A 21,419-nucleotide genomic window follows, 5' to 3' on the forward strand; every position below is an offset into this window, starting at 1 on the left:
TAATGTTGTTAATTTCAATTAAAACGTTACAAGATGATCGTTTTTTACGTCCGCTACAAAATATTGGCGGTTTATTTTTTGAAGAGAGCACGATAGGGTTTGAGAAAGAAGAAGCAAATCTTATCGTTGATATACAGATAGAAGGTAATGTGACAGCATCGGCTCGTTTAACAGATGTTGCAACCGGAAATGTATATGAAGAAACATTCGCAAAAGATTTATCTGCTTTCACAGAAGAAAAAGAACGTATGAAGCAAGTGAAACATGTTGTTTCTTACGTATATCTTTCTGTACTTCAACAGCTAACTGGACTTGAACAGAGCTGGGGAATATTAACTGGGGTACGCCCAACGAAACTTCTTCACAAACTGCTTCAAAATGGTATGTCAAAAGAAGAAGCGCATAAAGAACTTCGTGAAAGTTATTTAATTCATGAAGAGAAAATTGAACTTCTTCAGCGTATTGTTGATTGCCAATTAGCGGTTGTTCCGGATTTATACCGTTTGAAAGAAGAAGTAAGTATTTACATCGGTATTCCGTTTTGTCCTACAAAATGTGCGTACTGTACGTTCCCGGCTTATGCAATTAACGGACGCCAAGGATCAGTTGATTCGTTCTTAGGCGGGTTACATTATGAAGTTCGTGAAATTGGTAAGTTTTTAAAAGAAAAAGGTGTTACAGTTACGACGATTTATTACGGCGGCGGTACACCGACGAGTATTACAGCAGAAGAGATGGATATGTTGTATGAAGAAATGTACCAAGCTTTCCCTGATGTGAAAGATGTACGTGAAGTAACAGTTGAGGCAGGTCGCCCAGATACGATCACACCAGCAAAGCTAGAAGTGTTAAATAAATGGAATATTGACCGTATTAGTATTAATCCGCAGTCATACCACCAAGAAACACTAAAAGCAATTGGACGTCATCACACTGTAGAAGAAACGATTGAGAAGTATCATTTAGCACGTGAAATGGGAATGAACAATATTAATATGGATTTAATTATTGGTCTTCCTGGTGAAGGGTTAGACATCTTCAAGCACACGTTAGATGAAACAGAAAAGTTAATGCCAGAATCGTTAACAGTTCATACGTTATCATTTAAACGTGCTTCTGAAATGACGCAAAACAAACGTAAATATAAAGTAGCAGGTCGCGAAGAAATTACTGCGATGATGCATGAGGCGGAAGAGTGGACGAAGAACCATAATTACGTGCCATACTATTTATATCGTCAAAAAAATATTTTAGGTAACTTAGAAAACGTTGGGTATGCAATACCGACGCAAGAAAGTATCTACAATATTGTTATTATGGAAGAAGTACAATCGATTATCGGACTTGGTTGCGGGGCATCAAGTAAATTTGTTCACCCACAAACAGGAGCAATTACACACTTTGCGAATCCGAAAGATCCAAAATCATATAACGATGGCTTCGTGAAATATACAGAAGATAAACTGAAAATTTTAGAAGAGCTATTCGTGTAAGAAGAAGGGGGTTGTTCCGATTTGGAACAGCCTCTTTTTATATTGTCAGTTTTTGTCGGTAAGTCGATATATTCGAAAAATAGCTGATATAAATTGAGTTGCGTTCGATATATTCAAAAAATCGCCGATATAATTTCATTTACCATCAAACGGTCCATTTGTAAAACTATGTCGATAATAATCAGAAAAATTAGTCATATTATTAGAGGACAATGTCTACTTATAGACGAAATGATAGATTTATGAAAGAGAAAAGGGGGAAATTGTTGGCATGTACATGACGATAGGGAGAATTTTTGATTTGACAGTTGGCAAGTATCCGAATAAAGAGGCGTTAGTAGAACCAGAAAAAAATATTCGTTGGACATATAAACAGTGGGATGAGCAAATAAATAAAACGGCGCAAGCTCTATTGAAAGAAGGAGTAAGAAAGGGAGATTGTGTATCTGTTTACCTATATAACTGTCGTGAATTTGTAAACGTTTACTTAGCCTGTGCGAAAATTGGCGCGATCTTCAATCCAATTAATTTCCGCTTAAAAGCAAAAGAATTATCGTATATCCTCCAAGATGCAGCCTCGAAAGTAGTTGTCTTTGAAAAAGCAGTCGAATCAACTGTTGCTATGATTGAACGAGATTTTCCAAATTCGTCTTTTTGGTACGTGGAAGACGATACACCTTCCTATGCGAGTTCTTACCATGAAAAAGTAAATGAAGCATCAGCTGAAAAAGTAGATATTGTAGTAGATGAAATGGATTATTGTTCTATGCTTTATACGAGCGGTACGACTGGTCATCCAAAAGGTGTACTACATCGCCATCGTGATATGGCTGAGCATAGTATGATTTGTACGTATTTCATAAAATATAACAGGGATAGCGCCGGGCTTGTGGTAGCACCTTTATATCATTGCGGCGAGTTAAATGCTGGAATCATACCGCGCATTCAAGTTGGCGGAAAGAATGTTATTTTACATCATTTTGATACGGATAGAGTATTACATACCATTCAAGAAGAGAAGATTACGACGTTTTTTGCAGCACCGACGATGTGGAATATGTTACTGCAAAAAGATCTAACTAAGTATGATCTAACTTCAATGAAAATCGGTGTATACGGCGGAGCTGCAATGGCACCGGCGCTAGTGAAGGAATGTAAAGAGCGTCTTTATATTGATCTTGTTCAAATTTACGGAATGACAGAAATGGGACCAGTTGTTGCGTTTCTCGTAGAAGAGGATCAAATTACGAAGGCGGGTTCAGCAGGCACGCCATGTTTTAGTCATGAAATTCGCATTGTAAAACCGAACGAAGATGGACCAGCAGAGCCAGATGATACGTTGCCTCCTTATGAAGTAGGGGAAATTATTTTGCGCGGTCCAACTATGATGGCTGGTTATCATAACCGAGAAGAAGCAAATGCAAAATCGATGTATAAAGGCTGGTATCATTCTGGTGATTTAGGATACTTCGATAAAGACGGCTATTTATTCGTTGCAGACCGCGTTGATGATATGGTAATTAGCGGTGGCGTAAATATTTATCCTCGCGAAATTGAAGATTTTCTTCATAGTCACCCTGGTGTATTAGATGTTGCAGTACTTGGTGAGCCAGATGAACTATGGGGAGAGCGTGTCGTGGCTGTTGTTGTAAAGAAAGATGAAGCGATTACAGAAGAAGATTTGGAAATATATTGTAAAGAAAGTGATGAATTAGCAGACTATAAACGTCCACGTCACTATTTATTTGTGGATGAACTGCCTCGTAATGCGAGCGGGAAATTACAAAAATTTGTCCTGAGAGAGTCGTTAAAAGGCGCGAAAAAATAGGGAGCTATCTTTACAAATAAGATTATCTTTCTTAATAAGGAAATAGTGTCAAGCTCTTGTGTTTTTAGTTTGAGAACGGGCTGTATATAAAAAGTGGAGACTATGTGTCCCCGCTTTTTATTATTCTTGTACGCATATAAGTTTGTTGATGAAAGATTTAATTTATACCTTTTAAAATCACATGTTTTATTTTTTTGCGAAATCGGGTGATTAGCGTAATGATAATAATACCGAAGATAATTTTCCAAATGTGTTGTTCAAGTACTAGGAATATATCTTCTAAGTTTTTCCCTAACCAGTAACCACCGATTAAGAAGAAGGATACCCAAAATAGGGCGCCTGAATAAATTGTCATCGCAAAGCGACGAAACGGTAAGTTGATAATTCCTGCAAAGTATCCTGTGAAGTGGCGAACGCCTGGAATGAAAAAGGCGATAAAGATTAGAAAATATCCGTATTTATCAAACCACATTTTCGTTAAATTAATTTTTCGTTCGGTTAAAAATACATATTTTCCGTATTTCTGAATGAAAGGCATACCAAGTTTATTTCCTAAAAAGTATTGGAATGTCATACCTACGCTTGTCCCAATAAAGGATAAAATAATTAAAATTGGTAAACTTAAATCACCTTGATGTGATAAAAATCCTGCATAGGCTAATGTTGGCTCTCCTGGAAACGGTAGAGCAATATATTCTAATAGTAATCCGACAAGTACGACATAATACCCATATTGCTGAAATAATTCGTGAATCCATTCCATATTGTGCGCTCCTTTTTAAATTGAAGTTGTTATACATCTTCCTCTCTTTCGCACTAATCGAACTGAAACAATAGTAGTAGAAGAGTTTGGCTGGAGTATTTAAGCTAGTATGATTTTTTGACAACCACTCGCGAGTGATATCATACTTAATAATGCTCTTTGCTAATTAGCAAAGAGCATTGAAGTGTAAATGTTATCGTTGGCTAAAGTCATAGCGGTATAAAAATATGTTGAAATCTTCTTCTTTTGGTCCAAAATTAACTGCTTTTTCTTGTATACGTTTGAAGTTTTGTTTGTCATAAAATACGTAGTTACAGTTATTGTCTGTATATAAATATAAAGATGTTACATCTTCGGTTGTCATATATTGGAACAAGTGATTCATTAAAGATTTCCCAACTCCAAGACCTCTAGATTCTTCGGATACGATGAATAATTGTATGCATCCTTGAAAATGTTCTTCTTTTCCTTGAATGAGTTCTTTATATGTTTTTTTAACTTTTATAAATGCTTTTAAAAATTCTCTATTCTCTTTATTCGTCATGAATAGTTTCAGCGTATTAAAGGCAATGCTAACAGTATTATGGAATCTTTTTAAACGGTTTTTATCTTTTTTGGAATCGCCTAAAATAACACCGATAACTTTATTATCTTTTTCGGCTACCTTACTAAAGGAACTTCCTAAAATGCAACTGTGTAGATAGAAGTTTAATACGGAATCTAAAAATTTTTTATCTGTAATGAATTCATTAAATCCAAATGCCTCGCCAATTAAATGTTTTATAGGCTCATAGTCTTCTTTGACAAGATTTCTATATTTTACTGTGTTCATAATTGTATACTCCCTTTATTAATGTAAATGACTTATTATAAATAGTAAGGTCTCCTCTAAGGGGAGAGTCAATAGTTGCATGCGAAAAAAATAAAAAGGAAGAGATTCAGGTGAAAACATTATTTTCTATTGGAGAAGTTGCAAAAATAAAGGATATTACGATAAAAGCGTTAAGGTACTATCATAAGATGGGGATTCTTATTCCAACATATGTTGATGAATCAACAGGATATAGATATTATTCTATAGATCAATTCATTCACATTGATATTATAAAAAGCTGTAGAGAGTTGAATACCAGTATAGTAGAACTTCAAGAGATTTTTAAGGAATGTGATATGGATAAATTGCTGCAATTTTTGCAATTAAAGAGAGCGGAAGCGGAAGAGCATATAAAGAAAATGAAAGAGGTAATTGAAACGATTGATGGGTTAAATGCGAAAGTAGGGAGTTCACAGGAAATATTAAAAGGTGATGAAGTGTGTATTCAGTTCTTTGAACAGCGGAATGTGATTGTAGCACCTTGTAAAGAAGTGGGGAGTTTACAGGAGTTACTGTATTATTCCGATTTAGAGAAGATCGTGCAAGATTATGAAGAGAAAATGGCAATGGAAATGGGGATTCTCTACAATGTCAATGAAAAGTGGGATGTAGAACCGAAGTATGTGTTTAATAAGGTAGAAGACCATGTACATATGGAAGAGATGCAAAATATAAAAGTATTACCGGGCGGGAAATATGTAACATTAGCGTATAGTAAAGAAAATGAGGAAGAACGTCGAAATGCCATAATTAAATACATAAAAGAAAATAATATAGAAGTGGAGAGTTTTATTGAAGTGGAGTTAGTTAGTGATATTTTTAATACGGAGACGTATAGTTGTCAAATTCAAATTTTTATAGGGGATAGTGAAAATAAGAAGTTTTGATTCCATAATTTTATGGATGGGACTGCCCAAAAAGCCTAATTTCGAAATGGATTTATGTTCTTATTGGGTTAATTTGCAACAGTGCATGAAATTATATCGAACGCAACTCTACATATATCGACGTTTCGACAAAGGATATCGGCTTAACTACAAAATAAGACAATGATAGCCTACCTATTAATAAAAAGAGGGCCATCCCCAAAAAAACTGGGACGGCCCTCTTTAGTAGTAAGGAACGTATTATTTGCGTGAGAAACCTTCTTCATCAAGGTATTCCGCAGCTTCTGGATAAGAGTTGAATGTACCGTCTAAGTTTACGCCAGCGTAAACGTTCCACATGTCATCCTCTTGAATAAGAGTTAGGATATGACCGTCTTCGTTCTTCCATTCCTCTTCGGCAGCAGGTTCTATTGGTGCTACAATTTCCTCTTGCTCCTGTGATAGACGTTCAATTACTTTTTCAATTAATGAACGCAGTTCTTCTTCTGAAAACTCACGGATGTTAATCATACCTTTATCATCTGTTCTATAACCTTTAATGAAGTTTGCATATACAAATCCGTTTCCATTTGGGTGTAAATGATATACAACGTTCTTTTTATCTAAACGACTTTCTTCAAAGTGAAAGTTTACGCGTTTTAATGATACGTTCTTTCTTTCTAATTCCGGGAAAGATTCAATAATTGATAATTTTTCTTCAAAAGTTAGCATAGTGCCTCCAAGTATATAGTAAAAGATTTAATTTGTTCATTATAGCATAGTCAAGTTTGTTTCCAAAGGTAGATTCGTCATATTGCTGTTTTTTAGTTTGACTTGGGAAGGCTATTTATCAATGTAGACGTTTACTTCACGAGACTGTAAAGAGTTTTTTATAAATACGCTAACGAATGATTTGTTTTAGATGTACAATGGAACATGGACTTTATAAGAAGGTGGTTATTTATATGTTTCAAAAAATAGCAAAGGAATGTTTAGCAGGGTTTACTGTTGCGATTGTTGCCTTGCCGCTAGCGATTGCATTTGGTATTGCTGCAACGGGAACGTCTGAGGGAGCACTTGTCGGATTGTATGGTGCGATTTTTGCAGGTTTATTCGCAGCGTTATTTGGCGGGACACCTGGGCAAGTAACGGGGCCAACTGGACCAATTACTGTTATCGCAACAGGAGTTATTGCGACGCACGGCTTAGAGGCAAGTTTTATTGCCTTTATGATGGCAGGGTTATTTCAAATTTTATTCGGTGTATGTAAGCTCGGTTCTTACGTTCGATATATTCCGTATCCTGTCGTTTCAGGATTTATGAATGGTATTGCATTAATCATTATTTTAGGTGAAATAAAGCACGTACAAAATAGTTTTCTACTTGTTGTGTTAACGATTATTGTAATGATTGTTTCTGGCAAATGGATTAAGGCGATTCCGTCTAGTTTAGTAGCACTAGTCGGTGTGACAGCTTTGCTTCCTTTATTTTCTTCTCTACTCGAAGGACTTACAGTAAAGTTACCGATTATCGGAAATCTTTCATTAAATAAAGTAATTGAAAAGATTGGAACCATTCCAGAAGCGATGCCTACGCTTCATATTCCATCTTTAAGTGGAACAGGAATAGCAACACTTATTTTACCAGCGCTTAGTATTGCTTTATTAGGATCGATTGACTCGTTGTTAACATCGGTCGTAATGGATAATGTGACAGGTACACGTCATAAAAGTAATAAAGAGCTCATTGGACAAGGTATCGGTAATATGATGAGCGGATTGTTTGGCGGATTAGCAGGTGCAGGTGCGACTGTAAGGTCTATCGTGAATATAAGAAGTGGTGGTAAAACAGCACTTTCGGCATGTATGCATAGTGTTATATTATTTATTTTTATTATGGGTCTTGGTTCGGTCGTACAATACATTCCGCTTGCTGTATTATCAGGTATTTTAATTTTAACTGGTATTGGAATGTTCGATTGGGAAAGCATGAAAAAGATGCATGTCGCTCCTAAAGGTGATGTCGTTGTTATGCTCGTAACGATGATTGTAACGGTGAAGTTCGATTTAATGATTGCTGTTGCATTCGGTATTATTCTTTCGTTCATCATATATATGGTGAAGTGTAAAGAACGTAAAACTTCTATCGTAAAAGAAAGAGAAGAAACGTACACGATTCAAGGGCCGCTCTCTTTCCTATCAGTAGATCGTATTTTCTCTACTTTACAAGATGTGAAGTCACCGGTTGTTTTACGTATGAAAGATGTGCGTTATATGGATGTATCAGGAGCTATGGCATTATTAAATTTTGTTGAGCAATCAAATAAAGTAGGAGCAAGTGTAAAGCTTGAGCAAGTACATCCGAGTATTGAAAAAACAATCGTAGTAATGGCGAACGATGAACAGAAAGAGCAATTGAAAATCTTAAGTGTTTAGATGGTAATTAGAATATCTCACAATCTTACATACATTATAATGTAGAGTTGTGGGATATTCTTATAATGTTTTTAGTAATATGTATCGCAGTGATAGAGAAGAAGAGCTTTTTTGAGTAACAGAAACAGTGATAATATGTACATATATAATGGAAGGAATCGGAAAATTAATTGTGAAGAAATAGGCGTGAACTGGTTCTCTTTTCTATTTTGAAAAAAAAACCAAGTATTCAACCTATAATAAATTTGTTATGATAATCAATGGGATAAAGTGAATCCCTATCGTTTAAAACAATATGCTTGAGAGTATATGTATAAAAGAAAAGAGAAAAAATATGAATAAAACATTTGTAAAAGGAGCAGCAATTTTAACCATTACAACTTTTTTGTCGAAATTGCTTGGTAGTTTTTTTCAAATTCCATTACAAAATATTGCAGGAGATGAAGTGCTCGGTATTTTCCGCCTTGTTTTTCCTGTATATATGATTGCTCTTACATTATCGGTAGCCGGAGTTCCACTTGCAATTTCGAAATTAATTGCAGAGTTGAACGAAAAAAATAGGCAAAAGGAAATTGCGAAATTATTTAAATCAGCGTCAATTATAGGGATAGCATTTGGCGTTTTCGGCTGTTTAGTCATTGTATTATTTTCTATTGAAATTGCAAATATGCTTGGTGGACAAGAAACTAGAATGCCGTTGCTTATTACTTCATTAGCATTACTCATTGCGCCATACATGGCGGTTTATAGAGGGTATTTTCAAGGTTTCGGTGATATGAAACCAACAGGGGTATCACAAGTCATTGAGCAATTTGTACGTGTGTTTTTTATGCTAATAATTGCTTACATACTAGTATCATGGGATAAGAGTAATACTGTTATTACTAGTGGTGCGATGGTTGGCTCTTTTCTTGGAGTCATTAGTTCGCTTATATATTTGCGTATAAAATATAATAGAAGTCCATACTACAATAAAAGCAATTCCTATTCGCTCCGAGATTTAAGAGAAAACGGCAAAAAGATATTGCGGGTATCGATCCCAATCGCTATCGGAGCTTTATCAATGCCACTTTTAAATTTAGTAGACTCGCTTACAATACCGCATGTATTACAAGGATCATCAACAGAAATTCAAGAACAATTTGGAATATACAGTCGCGGTTTTGCATTCACGCAAATAATTGTTATTTTTGCAAGTGCAATTGTATTTCCGTTAATACCACTCTTAACTTCCGCATTGGCCAAAAGAGATATAAATTTGGCGAAAATAACAATTCAAAATACAAATCGACTAGCGCATGTTTTGACAGCACCGTTAACAATATGGTTGATGGCATTAACAGTACCGTTAAATATCGGATTGTTCACAGACGTAAAAGGCAGTAGTATGTTAACAGTTATGATTGGCAGTTCGTATTTTACTGCGGTTATGGTATTATCAATAGGTGTTTTACAGGGGATTAATCGTTCTGCACAAGCTGCATGGATTGTTATTGGCGCGAGTTGTGTGAAAGTCGTGTTAAACATGATGTTAGTGCAGGAGTTTGGCATAGATGGAGCGGCGTATAGTACATTAATTACTTACGTATTGATTTGTATTGTAAATTATTTGTATATTCGAAGCTATATTGCCTATTCTATTCATTTAAAAAGCTTTTTTGGTGTGCTAGGAATAGCATGTATTTTGGGACTAGGATTGTATGAACTATGTAATGTGATAGATGTTACATCTTCAAGAATTATGACGTTATTATTCAGTGGTATAGCATTAAGTATTACAACCATTTTGTATGGTGTATGTGCTTTGAAATTAAAATGGATATCAATAAAAAAAATACCATTTTTGAAAAGATAAATATAGAAATTTAATTTTTTATTAAAATTCATATGAACTGATAAAGAGGAAACTATGTAGGGTATCAAGTGTTTAGGTAAGGAATGGGTACCAGTTTATGTTAAATGAAATAAACGGTTACCTAGTTTTGGAGGAGATTTAGGGTGCGTTTAGTCTTATCAGGATATTATGGTTTTTATAATGTTGGAGACGAGGCGATTCTACAATCAATTATTGAATCGTTAAGTAAAGAGAACCCGGATATAGAACTAGTAGTACTATCAAATGATTCTAAATATACAAAGGAAATGTATGGTGTAGAATCGGTAGATCGCTGGAATATAAAAGCTGTTTATCATGCGATAAAAAACAGTGATGGAGTTATTAGCGGTGGCGGGAGCCTTCTTCAAGATCAGACAAGTACGAAGAGTATTCTATATTATACGGGTATTATGGGACTCGCTCGATTATTAAAAAAGCCGTATTATATTTATTCACAAGGAATAGGGCCAATTACAAAAGGATATAATCGTCTATTAGTAAAATGGAACTTGTCAAAAGCTTCCTATGTATCAGTTCGAGATGAGGATTCGTTTTTATATTTAAAAGGACTTGGTATAAAAAACGATATTGAAATTGTTCCAGACCCTGTTTTAACATGGAAACGAACAAAACAATCGGATTGGTTGCAAAAGCATTCGATACATGGAAAAGTAATCGCGGTTAGTGTACGTTATTGGCATGCAAAAGAAGATTATATAAAAAAATTAGCTATGGCATTAAAAAAATTAAAGCAAGAAGGATACCAAATTTTATTTGTTCCAATGCATGAGCCATTTGATCAAAAAGCTTCGCGTGAAGTAATAGAATTAATGGGAGAAGAGACGTATATGCTTCCATATAAAATGGATATCGACGAGAAAATATTCATTTTATCACAATGTTCATTACTAATTGGTATGCGTCTTCATGCACTTGTTTTTTCTGCAGTAGCCAAAACTCCAATGGTCGGGATTTCGTACGATCCGAAAATTGATTCGTTTTTAAGTCAAGTGAATCAGCCAGTTATAGGAAGTGTGGATGGCGAATGGAGTGCTGAGTATTTATATGAACTTGCGAAAAAGCAATTAATGCAACAAGGAACTGTGCAGCAAGAGTTACAATTAACAATAGATGAACTTCGGTTGCAAGGCAAACAGGCAACAAAGAAACTCATTGATCATATGGAAAAAGACACTTTATTAAAAAAGTAAAGTGTCTTTTATTTTGTTTTTCAATTTAATGAAAATTCTAATTATAAAAACGTTTTATGTTAATTTCTATTTATTATGCTAAAATGATTGCGATTATTATATAATCAAATTTGTGATAATAAATTCGTAGATTACGAGGAGGACAACCGTGAAGACTTTTTCAAAAGGTATAACAGCAGTGGCATTAACGGGTTCATTACTTTTAACTCCTATTTCAAGTTATGCGGCAAATGATGATATTACAGGTCATATGTTTGAGACGCATATGCGTTCACTTATTACTAAAGGAGTTTTAATGGGGTATGGTGAGAATGTATATGCGCCTGATAAATTAGTAACAAGAGCAGAGTTTGCTACATTCATAGCAAGGGCTTTAAATTTACCGAAAGCTGATTCGAATTTCGAGGATGTGCCGAAGACTTACGGTTTATATGATGGTGTAAGTAGAGCATATGGAGCGAAAATTATTAATGGTCGTACTAACGAGACATTCTCACCAAATGATGTGATTACACGTGAAGAAATGTCGATAATGGTAAAGCGAGCGTTAGACTATAAAAATATTAAAATAGCTGTAAGTCCGCTTACCTTTACTGATAAAGATAGTATTAACTATAAAGAGCATGTACAAGTTATGGTGGCTACTCAAATTATTAAGGGGTATCCAGAAGATAATACATTTAGACCACATTTATCAGCTACAAGAGGTATGGCTTCAGCTATGTTGGATCGCATGCTTCAGACAATTGAAAAAAACGGAAATAGCAATCCTGTAGAAACTAAGAAATATGTCGTGATAAATGTAAGAGAAAACGGAACAGAGCAAGAAGTAGAGCGCTATAATACGTATAAAGAAGCGGTTACGGCTGCTCAAAATAAAGGTATGAATGCGGTGAAATACGAGAACGAATTTTTATGGATTAAAGATGGTTTTGCAAGTGCGAAGAGAATAACTGGGCAAAATATTATTAATATTTATGACGAGAAATTGTCAGCAGTATATACATATATTCAGTATGGAACAGAATTGAAAGTGTTAGAAATTGGCGAAGATCGTGTGAAAGTTCAAGTTTCTGGTTTGACAGGTTATGTGAAGAAGAATGAAATCACTTTAATTCCTACAAATGAAATGAAACAGTCTTCTTATTATGTGAAATCAGATGGATATTTATACCATAAATATTATACATATAATACAAGCTCACCTGGATATACAGAATTTAGATATGGTGTGGCACCTTCTTTCATGAAGCAAGGACAGCAAATGTATAGTGTAGATGGAAAGACATTTGGAGACGAAACTTTCTATCAATATTTCAATTATTTATCATTACGTTCGAAAACAGGTTATACAGCTGAACAACTAGATAGTTATGTGAAATCGATTAAGCCAGACTCTCCATTAATTGGTTTAGGAAAGAAATTTAAAGAAGTAGAAAGCAAGTATAATGTAAATGCATTATTCTTATATTCATTAGCAATTCATGAAAGTTATTATGGAACAAGCGCTCTTGCAAAAGACAAAAATAATTTATTTGGTTTAAAAGCAACAGACGATAGTCCATATGGTAACGGGGAAGCATTTAATTCAAAAGAAGATTGTATTGAACATGCAGCAAAAGTATACATGAATGAAGGATATTTAAATCCAGGACATTGGCGTTATACAGCAACATATACAGGTGATAAAGCTGCTGGTTTAAATGCGAAATATGCATCTGATGCGAATTGGGGTAAAAAAGTAGCGGGGCATATGAATCGTTTTGATTCTTATTTAGGTAAAAAAGAATACAACAAGTATAAACTTGCTCGTGTGAAGAATGATGTGGAAGTGAAAAAGGATCCGCATAGATCAAATGAACGACTTTATCGCTTAACTACAAATAAAGTTGTAACAGTTACAGGTGAAGAAACGATAAATGGACAAGTGTGGGTTAAAATTATTTCTGATAATCCTGCTGTAAATGAAGCATATATCGCAAAAGAAAACTTAGAATACGTAACACACTAATTAAATATAAAAGAGAAAAACTGTTTATCTAGATGCGTTTATAAAAAAGGTGCTCCAAAAGCCAGCATAACTGACTTGTTGGAGCACCTTTTTTTTATTCAATTTCAAAATCAACAATCATATAAGCGAGTATAACAACGAAGAAAATACTAACGGATGGCGCTGTTAATACGTGCCCGGACATAAAGCCGATTCCAAGTGATAGGACGAGCGTGCTAGCCAGTAGCATATATTTCACAGTTAATATTTTCTTGAAGTTTGTCATGATACGAATGAATAATTTAATACCGAAGTATAGAAATGGTATTAAGTAAATAAGGAAACCGACGATTCCGAATGCAAAGAATAGGTCGTGGAAATCCATTTCGATTAACTTAATTTTATCAGTATAGTTACCAGCATAGCCCATTCCGAATAGTTTTTGTGATAGTGGTGCGTCTTTATAGTATTGTTTGTATACTTTTAAAAATTTATCGCGATCACTGTAAATTAAACTTTTCATTTCAGAGTCTGTTAGTTCACCCTGCTCATGTTTTTCTTCTTTAATTACTTTTCCTTCTTTTCTATCCTTTTCTTCTTGTACTGATTTTTTGTATTCGTATATTTGCATGTGGATGCCCATATTTTTTGCGATAGGAGTATGTGGTGTAAGTACAATTAAACCTCCTAGTACAATAGCGGCAACAACTGTATTTACGAGATATGTGAATCCTGTTCCTTCTTTTTTGCGATGAATCATATATTCAATGAATGAGAATAAAAGTGCCACGCCAAGCGTTAGAACAATTGCACCATATCCTACTTTCGTTCCGACCATAATACTTGCATACATCGCAAGCATTGTTGGAATCCAGTAATAGATTTTCGAGAAAGAAGTTGTTTTATGAATCGAATAGAGCACTACGATTGGGAACATAATTGCAAAAATAGAACTTAAATCATTTCCAGCAAAGAACCAACCTCTTGAGCCAATCTTTGAGTGAGGGTAGCTTGGGAAATCTGTACCAGTTTGCATTGCAACAATCAGTGTGATGCTTAAAATTAAAGTTGCATATAAGAAATATGTAATGATTTTATGCAACGTATATTCTTTATTTTTCAACTCTTTAAAGACGATGGTATATCCAAACAGTAGCACAATTGGATATATGCTCTTTAAAATAAACTTTACTTCTTCGCCAAATGAAACTGGAGATTTAATCATCATATTATTTGCAAGACCAATTGCTAGTACGATCCCGAGTAGGCATAAATAGAGAATGTACTTTTTCGCTCCAGGTTGTTCTCTATGAAGAAGTAGATAACCTAATGCAAGAAGCATAAAGGCGAAACGGACTACAATTCCAACTGTTGCGCTCATGTGTAATACATAGATTGAAAAAGACGTTAATAAATCTAAAATTGGTTGAAACACAATGAATAGCAATAGGAAATGCGGGAAGTAGTTATCCGTTTGTTTCAACTTATTAACCATATATTCCTCCATTTCTTCATTCCTTTAGTTCAATACCCAAGAGATGGGGATAAAAGCCTTGTTTACATAATAAGGCGAATGAATTTCAATATTTATTTTTTTGCATCAAAATTAAGAATACACCATTTCATTGTAATGGTAAATAGATGAAAAATATTGATAAACCGACTTTAATTTCTATATTTTTTAACGAAATTGGATGTTTTATACGGAGATATATACAAATTACGAGAAAATTAGACAGAAAATTAAGAAAAAAGAAGGATTTTTAACATGCTTTCTATAATTATATAAGTATAATCTTTATGTTGAAAAGAGGGGTATATATAATGGAAGTAACAAGTAAAACAGAATCTGTTGTTGTGAAATATGAAGGGCGCGTAGCAACGGTTATGGTCAATCGTCCAGAGGTTTTAAATGCATTAGATGAACCAACGTTAAAAGAGTTATTACAAAAGTTGAAAGAAGTGGCGGAAAGTTCTGTTCACGTTGTTGTGTTGTGTGGAAGTGGCCGTGGTTTTTCTGCGGGTGGAGATATTAAATCAATGCTTTCAAGTAATGATGAAAGTAAGTTTGAAGGCATCATGAATACAATTTCTGAAATCGTTGTGACGTTATATACGATGCCGAAGCTTGTTATTAGTGCAATTCATGGGCCGACTGCTGGACTTGGATTAAGTATTGCATTAACAGCTGATTATGTTATGGCAGATATATCATCAGTTATTGCGATGAACTTTATTGGAATCGCTTTAATTCCAGATGGTGGTGGCCATTTCTTCCTTCAAAAGCGCGTCGGTGAAAATATGACGAAGAAAATTATTTGGGAAGGGAAGAAATTATCAGCGACAGAAGCGCTAGATATCGGTTTAATTGATGAAGTAATCGGTGAGGATTTCCAAACGGCTGTGAAGCAAAAAATTAATGAATGGTTACAAAAACCAATCAAGGCGATGATTCAAACGAAACAAATTTTATGTGAAGTAAATCGTTCTAATTTAGAACAAACGCTTCAGCTCGAAAAGCGTGGTCAATATGCGATGAGACAAACAGCGGACCATAAAGAAGGTATTGCTGCTTTTCTAGAAAAACGTTTACCAGCATTTAAAGGGGAATAAAGTGAAACTTTAATCCGTGGGGATTTGTTTATCACCCGCGGATTATTAGTCTTACTGCCCGTTAATTCGAGATAAAGGGAAGAAAGTGCTAACACATTTTAGTATAATTGTGTTAGCACTTTTTTTAGGAGTAATAAATGAAGAAAATTATCGGTGTTATCGTTATTATTTTACTTACATATTATGCTTTGCATAGTACACCATCTCTTGCGGTACGGACTGCATTATTCTTTGAGGGACATCCAACTGTTTCTTTCTCTGGTGAAGTGAAGAAAGAACGGGATGTGAAAAAAGAGGCGATTCCTGATGAGTACCAAACCTTATACGGCGATAAGAAAGAAGAACCAGAGCATTACTTCTTTCCGGTAGTAAAGGCGCACGGATCAGGAATTGATATGTTAAGTGCTTGTGTGAAAAAAGAGTGGTTTTTCTATAAAGCAGAGCTTGGGTGTTATTAAAAGTGGGAGGAAAAGTGATGTCAACTTATAACAGGTTAGTAAGAGATCGTGTCCCGGAGAAAATTTTGATGTCTGGAAAAACATATACAGCACAAAAATTAACAGGGCAAGCTTACATACAAGCGTTAGCGAAAATTGGTACAGAAGAAATTCGTGAATTTGCTTCGATGAAAGAGCGTGAACATGCGCTAGATTCACTTGCAGATGCACTTGAAATTATTATTTCATTAGCGCGTGCAGAAGGTGCAACAATGGAAGATGTAGAGCTTATTCGTAAGCAGAAAGAAGAAGAGCGCGGCGGATTTACAAGAGGGATTTATTTGATGGACGTTTCGGAAGAGTAGTTTTATAGAAAAAGCACAGCTTACTCAGTAGCGCTGTGCTTTTTTCCTACAATTAGGCTAATGATTAAGAAGATAATAGTTAATGCCCAGCCAATTGTAATTGAGGTAGTAGTGTGAACGACATAAGAGACTTGTAAACATAGTAATGATGATAAAAACCAAATAATTGCAATATGTACATGTTTTTTCGTTACATTCATTTTTGTTATCTCCTTTTCACTTACTAAACTAAATTTTACTATAATTTAGAAAATTAGACTATATGAGTAGAGGTTTTATTGTAATTTCGCTATACTAAATAGTAGAAAAAACGAGGGGGAAACGACAATGGCACATCATGCGAAAGAAACGATGGAATTAATCAAGGAGCTTGTCTCTATTCCAAGTCCATCTGGAAACACGGCGAAAATTATTAATTTTATTGAAAACTATGTAAGTGAGTGGAATGTAGAGACGAAGCGTAATAATAAAGGCGCTCTTATTTTAACGGTTAAAGGGAAGAATGATGAGCAGCACCGTTTATTAACTGCACATGTTGATACGTTAGGCGCAATGGTGAAAGAAATTAAGCCAGACGGTCGTCTTCGACTATCTATGATTGGTGGATTTCGCTGGAACTCTGTAGAAGGGGAATATTGCGAAATTGAAACGTCAAGCGGTAAGACGTATACAGGTACAATTTTAATGCATCAAACTTCTGTCCATGTGTACAAAGATGCAGGGGAAGCGAAGCGCGATGAGAAAAATATTGAAGTGCGTATTGATGAGCGTGTCTTTTCAGCAGATGAAGTACGTGAGTTAGGAATTGAAGTAGGAGACTTCGTTTCATTTGATCCACGCGTTCAAATTACGAAGAGTGGATACATAAAATCACGCCATTTAGACGATAAAGTAAGTGTAGCAATTCTATTGAAATTAATTAAAAGATTACAAGATGAAAAGGTAACATTACCATATACAACACATTTCTTAATTTCTAATAATGAAGAAATTGGGTACGGTGGAAACTCGAATATTCCAGAGGAAACGGTAGAATATTTAGCAGTTGATATGGGAGCGTTAGGTGATGGACAAACATCTGATGAATATACAGTATCCATTTGTGCGAAAGACTCTAGCGGTCCATACCATTACGCTTTACGTAAACATTTAGTTGAACTGGCGAAAGCGAATGCTATTGAATATAAAGTGGATATTTATCCATACTACGGATCAGACGCATCAGCTGCGATTCGCGCCGGATTTGATGTGAAACATGCGTTAATTGGAGCTGGTATTGATTCTTCTCACGCATTTGAGCGAACGCATGAGAGTTCTATTATGTATACAGAAGCATTAGTGTATGCATATGTAATGTCTAATTTAATTGAAGAATAATTTCATAGCAAATAGAGAGGGCTGATTGAAAATATTATTTTTAATCAGCTTTTCATTAGCGCAAGTTTTTTATATTCATAAAGGAAAAGTACTCGAAGTGAAAATTGGCGAAGGTGACCTAGGTATTGCAGGAACTTGTTTTAAAGCTTTAGATAAAGGGAAGTTCCTTATAGGGAATTATGATAATGGAGAAGGAATATGGTATTTCTCGACTTTCCAAACAAATCTTGAGACGGGAAAAGCAGAAAGGATCGATCAGGTAAAGCTTTCTTTGGAGGAAGGGAATATATATTAAAGAAAATTTTAAATAATACATTAGGAAAAGCGATTAGAGTACTATGTACTAATCGCTTTTTTATATACATTCATTATCAGTTATATATATACGATTTTTGTTATGTGAAGGGAAAACGTATTTACTATAGATATATAATGTTATAAACTATGAAAGGATTAATTATTAGTTAATACTTTATAGTTAGTTTAATGGGAGAAATTGTATAAATATGAAGTTTCGAGAGGAGATTTATTTTTCATGAAGTACAAAGCAATAGCCGCAGGTATATTAGCAGCAAATTTACTAGCACATCCAATTAGTAGTTTAGCAGAAACGAAGAAATTTCCTGATGTTTCAGACGATGCGTGGTCGAAAGACGCGATTTATTATTTAGTAGAGAGAAATGTAATTAATGGTATGCCAGATGGTAACTTTATGCCACAAGGAAATTTAACACGTGCTCAGGCGGCAAAGATTATCGCAACAGCAATTGGCGTTAAAGTGGATCCAAACGCGAAGCCATCTTTTAATGATTCAAAAAATCATTGGGCAGCTCAATATATTGCAGCGATTGAAAAAAAGGATATTATTAAAGGACGAGGACCGGGAGTATTTGATCCTGAAGGACAAGTAACTCGTGCTGAAATGGCGGCTATGCTTGTAAGGGCATATGAATTGAAAAGCCAAGTAACCGGAACAGCGCCTACAAAATTTGCTGATTTAGAAAATCATTGGGGTAAAGAAGAAGTAAATATTTTAGTAGAATTAAAACTTTCTTTAGGTACAGGTGACGGCTGGAAACCAGATAATTCTATTACACGTGAACAGGCAGCTCAGCTTACTGCTCAAACAGATAAATTTGGAAAGAATAGTAATCGTCCAGTAGAAACAAAGAAAATATATATGGATAGAAAATTCATTACATATCACGGACCATCATTAACATCTGGGATTAGTGCAAATCAGCATGATCCACAAATGGTTGAAGTAAAAGAAGAGCGAGATGGATGGATCAAAATTGCAACAAGTAACGGTGATAAATGGACACCTTTAGTAGAGAAAACAGAAGCTATTAAGGAAGGATTCACTACATATGCAGGGACTACCCATACTTCTAAAGTACTAGGTACATATGGAGCACAACAAGTAACTGTTATTGAAGAAAGCGGCAGCTGGATTCGCATCCGTACAACTAGTGGTTTCCAATGGGTTGATAAAAACCAATTGAACCCAGCGAAACAAGGGAACTTCTTAGAAGGAAAAGCGATTATTATTGATCCGGGGCATGGCGGGGTTGATCCAGGGCATTCTGGTGTGAAAATGGATGAAAGTGCTATCGTATTAGATACATCTTTACGCGTACAAAAACTATTTGAACAAAAGACACCATTTACTGTTTTATTAACACGTAATGATGATACACGTCCAGGAAATACCTCTGGTGAATCTTTGAAAAAACGTATAGAATTTGCGCAAGAAAATAAAGGTGATATTTTTGTGAGTGTTCATGCAAACGGGTTTAATGAACAAGTAGAAGGAACAGAAACGTTCTACTACAGATCAGCATCAAATCCAAATTCAGAAGAGAGCCGTGTACTAGCAGAAAAAGTACAAAAACGTTTAGTACAAGCACTTCAATCAAATGATAGAGGTGTAAAAACAGAAGACTTCTATGTAGTGAAATACAATACAATGCCTGCTATTTTAGCTGAACTAGGTTTCATCGATGCTAAAGGCGAAGGTGAAAAACTAGCTACTGAACAATGGAGACAACGTGCAGCAGAAGCAATTTATTCTGGTATTCTAGATTACTATGAATGGCAAGGTAACGATGTATCTTCTTATCGTTAATAATAGAAAAAATTATGGAAGAGATTGCCGAGAGGCAGTCTCTTTTTATTTATAAAACAAATTATAAAGGTTTCTCTTTATTTCGGGCATATGATATCATTTAATTTTATATGAAAAAAGTATTTGAGTAATTTTGATCATAACAATTTTAAACGATAAAGGATGATAATAGATTGAGTAATCATAGTAAAACACCTGCATGTATATATACGTATGCATTTCGCGAAGAGGAGCGTGCTTTATGTTACTTGGAAATGCGCTCGTTCTTTGGAATGGAGTCTCACGTTAATATTTTGAAAAGTGATGTCAAAATTGATCCGAGTAGAAGTGCGTTTATGAAAGAGCGCGTTGAGGTTATGTATGAAGGAGACGACTTAGAAAGTATTTTAAAACAAGTAGAACAAATTGATTTGGCGGGGGCGTCATTTAAAGTTATCTTCGTTAAAATCAATGATCTTGGGAAAGAAAATAAAATTGAATATGGGGAAAGACGTCTCATTGAACGCGACCTCGGTATGCATATTGAAGGAGAAGCGGATGTTCGTAATCCAGAGCGTGTATTTGGTATTGTTCCTCTTGGAGGACGCTGGTACTTCGGACACTATGTAGAAAGTGAGCCAGTTTGGTATCATCACATAAAAAAACCGCATAGCTATTCGACATCTCTTAGCACACGTGTTGCGAGATCAGTTGCAAATATCGCTGTACCAAATCCAGAGGGAGTACGAGCTATTGATCCGTGCTGCGGCATTGGAACAGTAGTAGTAGAAGCACTTTCTATGGGAATTAACATTGTTGGTAGAGATATAAATCCACTTGTGGTTCTTGGAACGAGGAAAAACATCGCACATTTTGGGTTTGAAGGAACAGTAACAAAAGGTCCAATCGAGGAAATTACTGAGAACTACGACGTTGCAATTATCGATATGCCGTACGACTTATTTACGCATGCAACACCAGAAGACCAGTTCTCAATTCTTTCAAGTGCGCGCCGCATTGCAAAAAAAGTAGTCGTTGTCACGATGGAAACAATGGACGACATGATTCATGAAGCGGGATTTGAAATTACAGACCGCTGTATCACAAGAAAAGGATCATTTTCTAGACAAATTCTTGTTTGTGAATAGGAAAGGTCACCCGTTTATTAAATTAATAAATTACAG

General features: G+C 35.1%; 18 protein-coding genes and 1 pseudogene. 14 read left to right on the forward strand and 5 right to left on the reverse strand.

Going from position 1 to position 21,419, the window contains the following annotated elements:
- The first annotated feature begins 2 nt into the window (after positions 1 to 2).
- Both MKY70_RS04630 and MKY70_RS04635 read left to right on the forward strand, forming a co-directional pair.
- Positions 3 to 1,493: a coproporphyrinogen III oxidase gene (locus MKY70_RS04630; RefSeq protein WP_002010930.1), complete on the forward strand. Its 1,491-nt coding sequence runs from the start codon at positions 3 to 5 to the stop codon at positions 1,491 to 1,493.
- 271 nt (positions 1,494 to 1,764) lie between these two features.
- The gene (locus tag MKY70_RS04635) at positions 1,765 to 3,321 is read left to right on the forward strand and encodes a fatty acid--CoA ligase (protein ID WP_088035269.1); all 1,557 of its coding nucleotides are present in this window, start codon (positions 1,765 to 1,767) and stop codon (positions 3,319 to 3,321) included.
- Between the two features lie 157 nt (positions 3,322 to 3,478).
- Here MKY70_RS04635 and MKY70_RS04640 read toward each other — a convergent pair whose 3' ends face one another.
- Together MKY70_RS04640 and MKY70_RS04645 are read right to left on the reverse strand one after the other, a co-directional pair.
- Entirely contained in the window at positions 3,479 to 4,084 is a 606-nt protein-coding gene (locus tag MKY70_RS04640; RefSeq protein WP_341023437.1) for a DedA family protein, read from the reverse strand.
- Between the two features lie 193 nt (positions 4,085 to 4,277).
- Entirely contained in the window at positions 4,278 to 4,916 is a 639-nt protein-coding gene (locus tag MKY70_RS04645; RefSeq protein ID WP_215576791.1) for a GNAT family N-acetyltransferase, read from the reverse strand.
- A 110-nt stretch (positions 4,917 to 5,026) separates the two neighbouring features.
- Here MKY70_RS04645 and MKY70_RS04650 point away from each other — a divergent pair, with 110 nt between their 5' ends.
- Positions 5,027 to 5,845, forward strand: coding sequence for a MerR family transcriptional regulator (locus tag MKY70_RS04650; protein ID WP_341023441.1), 819 nt, complete (start codon positions 5,027 to 5,029; stop codon positions 5,843 to 5,845).
- Positions 5,846 to 6,085: 240 nt separating this feature from the next.
- Here MKY70_RS04650 and MKY70_RS04655 read toward each other — a convergent pair whose 3' ends face one another.
- A complete protein-coding gene (locus MKY70_RS04655) occupies positions 6,086 to 6,556 on the reverse strand; it encodes a hypothetical protein (RefSeq protein WP_002030036.1) in 471 nt (156 codons plus the stop codon).
- A gap of 233 nt (positions 6,557 to 6,789) precedes the next feature.
- On the opposite strand from MKY70_RS04655, the gene MKY70_RS04660 reads away from it, so the two are divergent.
- The 4 genes from MKY70_RS04660 to MKY70_RS04675 all read left to right on the forward strand — a co-directional run bounded on the left by MKY70_RS04660 (position 6,790) and on the right by MKY70_RS04675 (position 13,357).
- On the forward strand, positions 6,790 to 8,259 hold the full coding sequence (locus MKY70_RS04660) for a SulP family inorganic anion transporter (protein WP_012260397.1): 1,470 nt from the start codon (positions 6,790 to 6,792) through the stop codon (positions 8,257 to 8,259).
- Positions 8,260 to 8,593: 334 nt separating this feature from the next.
- Positions 8,594 to 10,114, forward strand: a complete 1,521-nt coding sequence (locus MKY70_RS04665) for a putative polysaccharide biosynthesis protein (RefSeq protein WP_341023445.1) — start codon at positions 8,594 to 8,596, stop codon at positions 10,112 to 10,114.
- A gap of 143 nt (positions 10,115 to 10,257) precedes the next feature.
- A complete protein-coding gene (csaB, locus tag MKY70_RS04670; protein ID WP_002087333.1) occupies positions 10,258 to 11,346 on the forward strand; it encodes a polysaccharide pyruvyl transferase CsaB in 1,089 nt (362 codons plus the stop codon).
- A 148-nt stretch (positions 11,347 to 11,494) separates the two neighbouring features.
- Complete coding sequence (locus MKY70_RS04675; protein WP_078184540.1) at positions 11,495 to 13,357, forward strand: S-layer homology domain-containing protein; 1,863 nt, start codon at positions 11,495 to 11,497, stop codon at positions 13,355 to 13,357.
- A gap of 94 nt (positions 13,358 to 13,451) precedes the next feature.
- Here MKY70_RS04675 and MKY70_RS04680 read toward each other — a convergent pair whose 3' ends face one another.
- Complete coding sequence (locus tag MKY70_RS04680) at positions 13,452 to 14,831, reverse strand: O-antigen ligase family protein (RefSeq protein WP_063217453.1); 1,380 nt, start codon at positions 14,829 to 14,831, stop codon at positions 13,452 to 13,454.
- 329 nt (positions 14,832 to 15,160) lie between these two features.
- Between MKY70_RS04680 and MKY70_RS04685 the strand changes: the two genes are divergently transcribed.
- From MKY70_RS04685 to MKY70_RS04695, 3 genes are all read left to right on the forward strand, one after another.
- Entirely contained in the window at positions 15,161 to 15,949 is a 789-nt protein-coding gene (locus MKY70_RS04685; RefSeq protein WP_002010905.1) for an enoyl-CoA hydratase, read from the forward strand.
- Positions 15,950 to 16,086: 137 nt separating this feature from the next.
- Positions 16,087 to 16,407, forward strand: coding sequence for a hypothetical protein (locus tag MKY70_RS04690; RefSeq protein WP_098636385.1), 321 nt, complete (start codon positions 16,087 to 16,089; stop codon positions 16,405 to 16,407).
- A 17-nt stretch (positions 16,408 to 16,424) separates the two neighbouring features.
- The gene (locus MKY70_RS04695; RefSeq protein ID WP_002125566.1) at positions 16,425 to 16,751 is read left to right on the forward strand and encodes a nucleoside triphosphate pyrophosphohydrolase; all 327 of its coding nucleotides are present in this window, start codon (positions 16,425 to 16,427) and stop codon (positions 16,749 to 16,751) included.
- Positions 16,752 to 16,771: 20 nt separating this feature from the next.
- Here the strand turns inward: MKY70_RS04695 and MKY70_RS04700 are convergent, their stop codons facing one another.
- On the reverse strand, positions 16,772 to 16,951 hold the full coding sequence (locus MKY70_RS04700) for a hypothetical protein (RefSeq protein ID WP_341023452.1): 180 nt from the start codon (positions 16,949 to 16,951) through the stop codon (positions 16,772 to 16,774).
- Between the two features lie 127 nt (positions 16,952 to 17,078).
- Here MKY70_RS04700 and MKY70_RS04705 point away from each other — a divergent pair, with 127 nt between their 5' ends.
- The 4 genes and pseudogenes from MKY70_RS04705 (at position 17,079) to MKY70_RS04720 (ending at position 21,383) form a co-directional block, all read left to right on the forward strand.
- Entirely contained in the window at positions 17,079 to 18,128 is a 1,050-nt protein-coding gene (locus MKY70_RS04705; RefSeq protein ID WP_012260404.1) for a M42 family metallopeptidase, read from the forward strand.
- A 58-nt stretch (positions 18,129 to 18,186) separates the two neighbouring features.
- A pseudogene (locus MKY70_RS04710) lies at positions 18,187 to 18,439 on the forward strand (hypothetical protein); the annotation flags it as partial.
- Positions 18,440 to 18,663: 224 nt separating this feature from the next.
- Positions 18,664 to 20,256: an N-acetylmuramoyl-L-alanine amidase gene (locus tag MKY70_RS04715; protein WP_113769002.1), complete on the forward strand. Its 1,593-nt coding sequence runs from the start codon at positions 18,664 to 18,666 to the stop codon at positions 20,254 to 20,256.
- A 173-nt stretch (positions 20,257 to 20,429) separates the two neighbouring features.
- Positions 20,430 to 21,383 (forward strand): TRM11 family SAM-dependent methyltransferase, encoded by a 954-nt coding sequence (locus tag MKY70_RS04720; RefSeq protein WP_012260407.1) that lies wholly within the window; start codon positions 20,430 to 20,432, stop codon positions 21,381 to 21,383.
- Positions 21,384 to 21,419: the final 36 nt, after the last annotated feature.

This window comes from Bacillus sp. FSL R9-9492, from assembly GCF_038007365.1.
Lineage (GTDB): Bacteria > Bacillota > Bacilli > Bacillales > Bacillaceae_G > Bacillus_A > Bacillus_A mycoides.

Excerpts from the sequence above, each read along its gene's own strand:
- MKY70_RS04685 (WP_002010905.1), top strand. The coding sequence starts at position 15,161 with ATGGAAGTAACAAGTAAAACAGAATCTGTTGTTGTGAAATATGAAGGG.
- MKY70_RS04680 (WP_063217453.1), bottom strand. The coding sequence starts at position 14,831 with ATGGTTAATAAGTTGAAACAAACGGATAACTACTTCCCGCATTTCCTA.
- MKY70_RS04630 (WP_002010930.1), top strand. The coding sequence starts at position 3 with ATGTTGTTAATTTCAATTAAAACGTTACAAGATGATCGTTTTTTACGT.
- MKY70_RS04690 (WP_098636385.1), top strand. The coding sequence starts at position 16,087 with ATGAAGAAAATTATCGGTGTTATCGTTATTATTTTACTTACATATTAT.
- MKY70_RS04645 (WP_215576791.1), bottom strand. The coding sequence starts at position 4,916 with ATGAACACAGTAAAATATAGAAATCTTGTCAAAGAAGACTATGAGCCT.
- MKY70_RS04700 (WP_341023452.1), bottom strand. The coding sequence starts at position 16,951 with ATGAATGTAACGAAAAAACATGTACATATTGCAATTATTTGGTTTTTA.
- MKY70_RS04715 (WP_113769002.1), top strand. The coding sequence starts at position 18,664 with ATGAAGTACAAAGCAATAGCCGCAGGTATATTAGCAGCAAATTTACTA.
- MKY70_RS04635 (WP_088035269.1), top strand. The coding sequence starts at position 1,765 with ATGTACATGACGATAGGGAGAATTTTTGATTTGACAGTTGGCAAGTAT.
- MKY70_RS04705 (WP_012260404.1), top strand. The coding sequence starts at position 17,079 with ATGGCACATCATGCGAAAGAAACGATGGAATTAATCAAGGAGCTTGTC.
- MKY70_RS04640 (WP_341023437.1), bottom strand. The coding sequence starts at position 4,084 with ATGGAATGGATTCACGAATTATTTCAGCAATATGGGTATTATGTCGTA.
- MKY70_RS04660 (WP_012260397.1), top strand. The coding sequence starts at position 6,790 with ATGTTTCAAAAAATAGCAAAGGAATGTTTAGCAGGGTTTACTGTTGCG.
- MKY70_RS04655 (WP_002030036.1), bottom strand. The coding sequence starts at position 6,556 with ATGCTAACTTTTGAAGAAAAATTATCAATTATTGAATCTTTCCCGGAA.
- MKY70_RS04695 (WP_002125566.1), top strand. The coding sequence starts at position 16,425 with ATGTCAACTTATAACAGGTTAGTAAGAGATCGTGTCCCGGAGAAAATT.
- MKY70_RS04665 (WP_341023445.1), top strand. The coding sequence starts at position 8,594 with ATGAATAAAACATTTGTAAAAGGAGCAGCAATTTTAACCATTACAACT.